The organism is Kitasatospora sp. NPDC056327, assembly GCF_042261735.1.
In the GTDB taxonomy this organism is placed as follows: domain Bacteria; phylum Actinomycetota; class Actinomycetes; order Streptomycetales; family Streptomycetaceae; genus Kitasatospora.
The window spans coordinates 25,509-31,832 of the sequence record NZ_JBHJRC010000066.1 but is presented as its reverse complement, the minus strand read 5'-3'; the positions used below and the strand labels follow the sequence as shown (position 1 = coordinate 31,832).

Here is a 6,324-nt window from a genome sequence, read left to right as displayed (position 1 = left end):
TCAGCGCGGCCCCCGCCGACTATCCCGACCTTGGGGGGTCCGTCCACACGCCCCCCGGTCGGGGGCCGGTGTTCGGCCCGCGACCGGGATCTTGCTTCGGCACCAGGTAACCGGGCCCGGCCCCTGTTTCTGCAGCACGGGGGCGAGATGAGCGGATCTGACGGGTCAGTACGCGTTTCCGATCGTCCCGGCCGCGGTTCGGTGTGCCCGTTCGGCCGGAAACGGTCCCCTGCGATCCGCACGCGGCGCAGCAGTGGGGGCGGAAGCGCGGGGGCGGGCGCGTCCGGCGGATGTGCCGCCGGACGCTCAGAAGCTCCAGCTGTAGAGGCGCCCACCCGTGCGCACCGCGGACGCCGCGAGCCCGGCCACTCCCCGCAGGACGGCCGACAGGTCGTCGCCGGTCATGTCGTCCCCGTCGGTGGCCCTGAGCCTCGTGGCCCATCGGCCGGCCAGTTCCTCCATCTCCGTGGAACGGGCCCCGGCGAGCGCCCGGGTCAGCCGCTGCGGCACGGCGAACACCTCGACGCCGTCGTTCGAGGGAGCCGTGACCCACGCCGGCCACCACCTGTGAAGCGCCTCGGGCACCGGGAGCCCGGCCGAGGGCTCCTCGAAGTAGACGGCCCACTCGGCGATGGCACTGTCCGGTTCGACGAAACGGCAAGTGACGGACTGGAACTCCCGACCGGGCCGCCGCCGGTGCGTCGCAGCGGCGGCCTCGTCGTTCGGCGCGAGGAAGAACACCACGGAGTGAGCCACCACAGCACAGTGGCAGCCGACGGGGCGACGCCGCCGAAGCGGGGCGGCCGATCGATGCCGCGGGGCATGCCCGCCGAGGTTTGCGTCGGGCGGGGCCCGCTGTCGTCGTGCGCAGGACTCGGGCGATTAATCGCAGGTGCCGCCGAGAGGTGTCTCGTACGCTCGTCCTCGCCGGTTCGCCGAACACCACTGAGGATTGTGTGAACGACTTCGATCTCCGCGCCGGGATTCCGTTGCTCGTCAAGGCCATGGCCGCCGCCGGGCACAGCCCGCACGCTCAGCTGGTGCAGACACGCCATCGCGCTTCGCTCGTGGAGAGCTGGGACGTCGAACCCGGGGCCACCGTCCTCGAACTGGGCTGCGGGCAGGGCGACATGACCGCCGTCCTCGCGGACGCCGTCGGACCCGAGGGACGCGTGGTGGCCGTCGATGTCGCCGATCCGTCCTACGGGGCGCCGGTCACGCTCGGAGAGTCGGCGGCCCGGCTCGCGGCGAGCCCGCTCGGGCCGCGCATCGACTTCCGCTTCGGCACGGACGTCCGTGACCTGTCGGTCGACTTCCCCTCCGACGCCTTCGACCACGTGGTGCTCGCGCACTGCTCCTGGTACTTCGCCTCGCTCGGACAGCTGCGTGACACGCTGGCCCGGGTGCGGCCCTGGGCGCGGCGGCTGTGGTTCACCGAGTGGGACCTGACGCCCTCCTCCGGCGACCGGCTGGCGCACCTCCTCGCCGTACTGATCCAGGGCTGGATCGAGGCCGCGGGCTCACACGGCGAGGGCAACATCCGCACCCCCTTCTCCCGCGAGACACTGCTGCGGCTCCTGCCCGAGGTGGGCTGGACGGCGGACGGCGACGGGTGGGCCGACACCGACGGACTCCAGGACGCGGACTGGGAGATCACCGCCTGTCTCGACCTGATCGACGGAGGGGAGCGGTTGGCCACGTTGCCCGAACCGGTACGGCACCTCGTCCTCAGCCAGACCGACGTCCTCCGGGCCATCGCCGCACCGCACGGCAACCACCCGCTCGCGGCGTACTGGGTCACCGCACGCTGACACGAACACCGGCCACCCGGAAGAGCGTGAATACTCCGTGGCCGTACCGCCCACCGACCGGGACAATCACCTGGTGAAAGAAGCCCGGACCACTCCGATGCCCGTCATCCTCGGCATAGACGACCTTCGCCCCCTTCCCAGGGCCACGCAGATTGCCCGCACCAGCCGAGAAGGTATCCGGCTTCTGGAAGAGCACCGCGAGCGCTTCATCGACGAGCTGTGGCTCGACCACGATCTCGGTGGCGACGACACCGTCATGCCGGTGGTGACCCTCATGGAGGAAGCCGCCTTCGAGGGGCAGCCCTTCCGGATCGGGGCCGTCTTCGTTCACAGCGCCAACCCCGTCGGCGCCGAAGCCATCGTCAGGTCGCTCGCCCGCTGGAGCTACCGTGTCCAGCGGGCAACGGCGTAGGAAGACCGGCCGGCGTGGTTGTCGGTGCCGACCCGGCACCGGTCGTCCTCTCCGTGCCGGCGGGGTGAGGTGTCACGGTCCCGGTGGCCCGGCGACCGCGCCGTGACCGGAGTCGTTGCGGACTCCGGATCCTCGCGACCCGGTGGCCTGCCGCGCCCCCGGGCCCCGCGGCCGGACGTAGGCCCGGGGGCCGCAGGTGTCGGCTCCGCGGTTCACCCGGACGCCGCCGCGTGGTGCCCGTGGCGGAAGCCGTAGGTCACATAAACGGTTTGCATGAGAACTACTCACTATGCACAGGCCGGGCTCGCGACCTCCGCCGCGCTGGCGGCCCTGGTCGTCTGCTCCCCCCAGTACACCGCGGCCGCCGCGGGGACCCGCACGTTCTCCTACACGGGCGCGCCCGAACAGTACGTCGTTCCTGCGGGCGTCTGCGAGATCGCGGTGGACGCGTTGGGCGCCGCGGGCGGAAGCGCCGTCTACGGCTCGCCCGGCGGCAAGGGCGGCGAGGTCCGGGCGACGCTCCAGGTCCACGCCGGCGACGTCCTCACCATCGACGTGGGCCAGGCGGGGAGCGGCGGCGACCTCCTCGTTCCCGACAGCGTGGCCCACGGCGGCTACGGCGGTGGCGGGCAAGGGGGGTCCGCGACCGCCGAGCACCGCCCCGGCAACGGCGCCATCGGCGCCGGGGGCGGCGGTGCCAGCACCGTGACGGCCGCCGGCACCGCCGTGGTCATCGCCGGCGGCGGAGGCGGCGGCGCCGGCAGCTTCAGCGACAACGGGACCGGACGCGGCGGTGACGGCGGACAGGACGGGACCGACGGCGCGGACACCGGGGCGGCCCAGGCCGGCAAGGGCGGCAGGTCCGGCGGTCACGGCGGTGCGGGAGGCGCGGGCGGAACCGCCGCCGACAACTCCGACCACGACGGTTCCCCGGGCGGCGCCGGCGCCGGCGTCCGGGGCGGCGACGCCGCCGTCAACGTCGGCGACATCCACATGGGAACCGGCGGCGGAGGCGGCGGCGGGGCTCACGGCGGCGGAGGCGGCGGCTCCTCCACGGGCAGCACGCTCGACGCCGGCGGCGGCGGCGGAGGCTCCAGCCTCGGTCCCGCCGGTGCGGCCTTCACCACCGGAGCGCGCAGCGGCGACGGCGAGGTCCGCATCGAGGAGCGCGCCTGCACCACGCCTTCCCCTTCGCCGACCGCCACCACCAGCCCCTCGCCCTCGCCGTCCCCGACCGCCACCACCAGCCCCTCACCGACCCGGACCCAGACCCAGACCCCGTCCCCGACCGGCACCACCACGACCGCCACGTCCACGCCCAGCCCCAGCCACACCGCGAGCCACGGCGGCACCGGCGCCCCCTCCCCCACCGGAGGGCCGAGCCACCACCCCGCACCCACCCCGCGACCCGGCGGCGGAGGCGGCGGCGACCAACTCGCCGAGACCGGAAGCACGACGCCGGCGCTCCTGCTCGCCGGGGTGCTCTCGCTGGGGGCCGGAGCCGCCGCGCTCCGCCGCGCCCGCCGCAGGGGCCGCCGTTCCTGAGCGGAACCCGAGCGGCGCCCGAGCCGCACCGGCGCCATGACGCCCGTACCGGTGTCCGGCCCCACCCCGCGCGGGGTGGGGCCGGGAACCTCCTGTCCACGCGCGTCCCGGATTCCCGGGGCCGGCTCCCGTCCGTGTCCGGGCCCGGCTGTCGTGGGACGGGCACGACGCACCACGTATCGCGCGCAGCACGCCGTCGAGGCGAGGGCGACCGTCGACGCCCTGCCCGCCGGACGTCGTGACCTCCTTGCGCGCGCCCTGGGTGTTCCGCCCGCGACCACGCACCGCGATCGTCGGACCGGCCGCCGTCGGACGGGCCGCGGTCGGACCGTGGCGCGGTCGGACCGTGGCGCGGTCGGACCGTGCCGGGGACGCAGAACCCGCTCCTCGGCCGGCGGCGCCCGCCCCCGGAGGTCCCGCGCACCGTCGGGACCGCGGTGCCCGGCGGCCGCGCGGCGACATTCGTACAAGACCGACGGCCGGAGCCCGGGCACCATCCCGTCCATGGGGAATGACGAAGTCAAGCACCTGCACGGGATGCACCTGGTCCACGACGGCCCGCGGCAGGCACCGCCGGTGCTGCTCATCCACGGGTCGGGGGCTTCGAGCGGTTCCTGGGGCCCGGTGGTGCCGGCGCTCGCCGGCCGGCACCACGTCGTCCGGGTCGACCTCCCGGGTCACGGACGGTCCCTGCCCGCATCTTCGTACGACGTGCCCGAGCAGGCGGGTCGCCTGGCCCGGGTGCTCGATGAGCTCGGCCTTCGTCCGGTCACGGTGGTGGGGCACTCCAGCGGTGGATACGTCGCCACCGCGCTCGCCGAACAGCGCCCCGACCTGGTCGGTTCGCTCGCCCTGATCAGCAGCGGCCCGAGTCCCGACGCCCTCCTTCCGCAGCCCGCCGTCCTACGGATCCTGATCGGCCCGCCGCTGGGCCCGCTCCTCTGGCCGATCCGTTCGGACGCGATGCTCCGCAGGGGCATGACCGCGGTGTGCGACCGCCCCGTGTCCGTCCCGGACGACCTGGTCGCCGAGGCCCGGAGAATCGGCTACCGCACGTTCAGGACGGCGCTGCGCCGGAGCACCGCGTACATCACCGAGCGGAGCGTGCCCGAGCGCCTCACCGCCCTCGGCGTCCCGGTCCTGGTGATCTTCGGTGCTGCCGACCGCCGCTGGGATCCGGCGTCGGCGCACCACTACGACGCGGTGCCCGGCGCGCGCGTCGAGCAGCTGCCCGGCGTCGGGCACCTCCCCGTGCTCGAAGCGCCGGCGACGACGGGCGAGTTGCTGCTGGACTTCGCGGCGACGGCAACGCGGCGCTGACACCGATCGCCTAGCCTGGCGCCATGAGGTCCCCCGAGCCACCGGCCGACTGGGCGTCGGTGGAGGTCGCGGTCCCCGGACGGTCAGCACGTCTGCCGGGGATCGGCATGGCCGGCTTCCGGCAACGCGTGCCGGCGCCCGCGGACATCACCATGGTCGCGCACCCGTCGGTCACCCTGTTCGTGGACCTTGGCGAAGGAGACCCGCTCCTCTTCGATGCCCGCGGCCGGCGCGCAGGCGGCAGCGCGGTCGTCGGACTGGTCCCGGGCGAGCTCCGGATCGGCGGCCGCGCGGGTGGGCGGATCGAGTGCCTCCAGATCCGGTTGTCGCCGGCCGTGGCGGCTGCGGTGCTCGGGGCGCCGGCCGAACTCGGCACGGCGGTGGTCCCCCTGGAAGAGGTGTGGGGCCGCGACGCCGGGCGGGCCGAGGACAGGCTGCGCACCGCCGCGTCGTGGGACGAGCGGTTCACCGTCGCGGCGGACCTCCTCGGCCGACGGCTGGACGCCCGCCCGTCGCTCGATCCGGAGGTCGCCGCCGCCTGGTGGCGGATGCTCACCAGCCGGGGGCGGGTGCGGGTCGACGGCCTGGCGGAGGAGGTGGGATGGAGCCGCAAGCGCCTGTGGTCCCGCTTCCGGTCCCAGATCGGCCTCACCCCCAAGACCGCCGCCCGGCTGGTGCGCTTCGACCACGCCGCCCATCTTCTCGCAGCGGGCAACCCGGCCGCCTGGGTGGCGGCCGCCGGCGGCTACGCCGACCAGTCCCACCTCCACCGCGAGGTCCGGGCGTTCACCGGGGCGACACCCACGGCCGTAGCCGCTGCGCCCTGGCTCGCGATCGACCACGTCGCGTGGCCGGCTTCGCTCGCGGGCCCGACGCCGTCCCCCGGCCGTGCGCCCCGCGAGCGCGGGGGCGACCGGTAGCGGCCCCGGTGGCAGGCGTCCTCCTTCCGGGAGCGGGCGCAGCCGTCAAGGTCCGGCCCGCTGGGGCGGGCCGGCCGACCTCCCCGTGCCCCGTGCCCCGTGCCCGGGTCGGGGGCGGAACAAGGCTCGCCAAGGGCCGTCCTGAAGGCGGATCCGGTCCCGGGGTGCGACGCCCGTCCCCCACGCCCCCACCGCCGGGAGGCCGCCGCGGTGGACGGCGATCGCCTTCCCGAACCCGTCGCCGCAGCGGCCCCACTCCCCCTCGTGGAAGGGGTTTCCGATCAACGGTGGCCTCCCGGATCGCGTCGCCGGGAGG

The 6,324-nt window shown here is 75.2% G+C and carries 6 protein-coding genes; 5 read left to right on the top strand and 1 reads right to left on the bottom strand.

Annotated features, from left to right (window positions below):
* Positions 1–306 precede the first annotated feature (306 nt).
* Positions 307–756 (bottom strand): hypothetical protein, encoded by a 450-nt coding sequence (locus ACFCX4_RS12745; protein WP_376141323.1) that lies wholly within the window; start codon positions 754–756, stop codon positions 307–309.
* A gap of 200 nt (positions 757–956) precedes the next feature.
* Here ACFCX4_RS12745 and ACFCX4_RS12740 point away from each other — a divergent pair, with 200 nt between their 5' ends.
* The 5 genes from ACFCX4_RS12740 to ACFCX4_RS12720 all read left to right on the top strand — a co-directional run bounded on the left by ACFCX4_RS12740 (position 957) and on the right by ACFCX4_RS12720 (position 6,008).
* Positions 957–1,811 (top strand): methyltransferase domain-containing protein, encoded by an 855-nt coding sequence (locus tag ACFCX4_RS12740; protein ID WP_376141322.1) that lies wholly within the window; start codon positions 957–959, stop codon positions 1,809–1,811.
* Between the two features lie 37 nt (positions 1,812–1,848).
* Positions 1,849–2,223 carry a cyclic-phosphate processing receiver domain-containing protein gene (locus ACFCX4_RS12735; RefSeq protein ID WP_376141320.1) on the top strand — a complete coding sequence of 125 codons (375 nt, stop codon included), beginning with the start codon at positions 1,849–1,851 and terminating at the stop codon, positions 2,221–2,223.
* A 273-nt stretch (positions 2,224–2,496) separates the two neighbouring features.
* Entirely contained in the window at positions 2,497–3,768 is a 1,272-nt protein-coding gene (locus tag ACFCX4_RS12730) for an LPXTG cell wall anchor domain-containing protein (protein ID WP_376141318.1), read from the top strand.
* Between the two features lie 504 nt (positions 3,769–4,272).
* Positions 4,273–5,088: an alpha/beta fold hydrolase gene (locus ACFCX4_RS12725; RefSeq protein ID WP_376141316.1), complete on the top strand. Its 816-nt coding sequence runs from the start codon at positions 4,273–4,275 to the stop codon at positions 5,086–5,088.
* Between the two features lie 23 nt (positions 5,089–5,111).
* Positions 5,112–6,008 carry a helix-turn-helix domain-containing protein gene (locus tag ACFCX4_RS12720; RefSeq protein ID WP_376141314.1) on the top strand — a complete coding sequence of 299 codons (897 nt, stop codon included), beginning with the start codon at positions 5,112–5,114 and terminating at the stop codon, positions 6,006–6,008.
* Positions 6,009–6,324 lie beyond the last annotated feature (316 nt).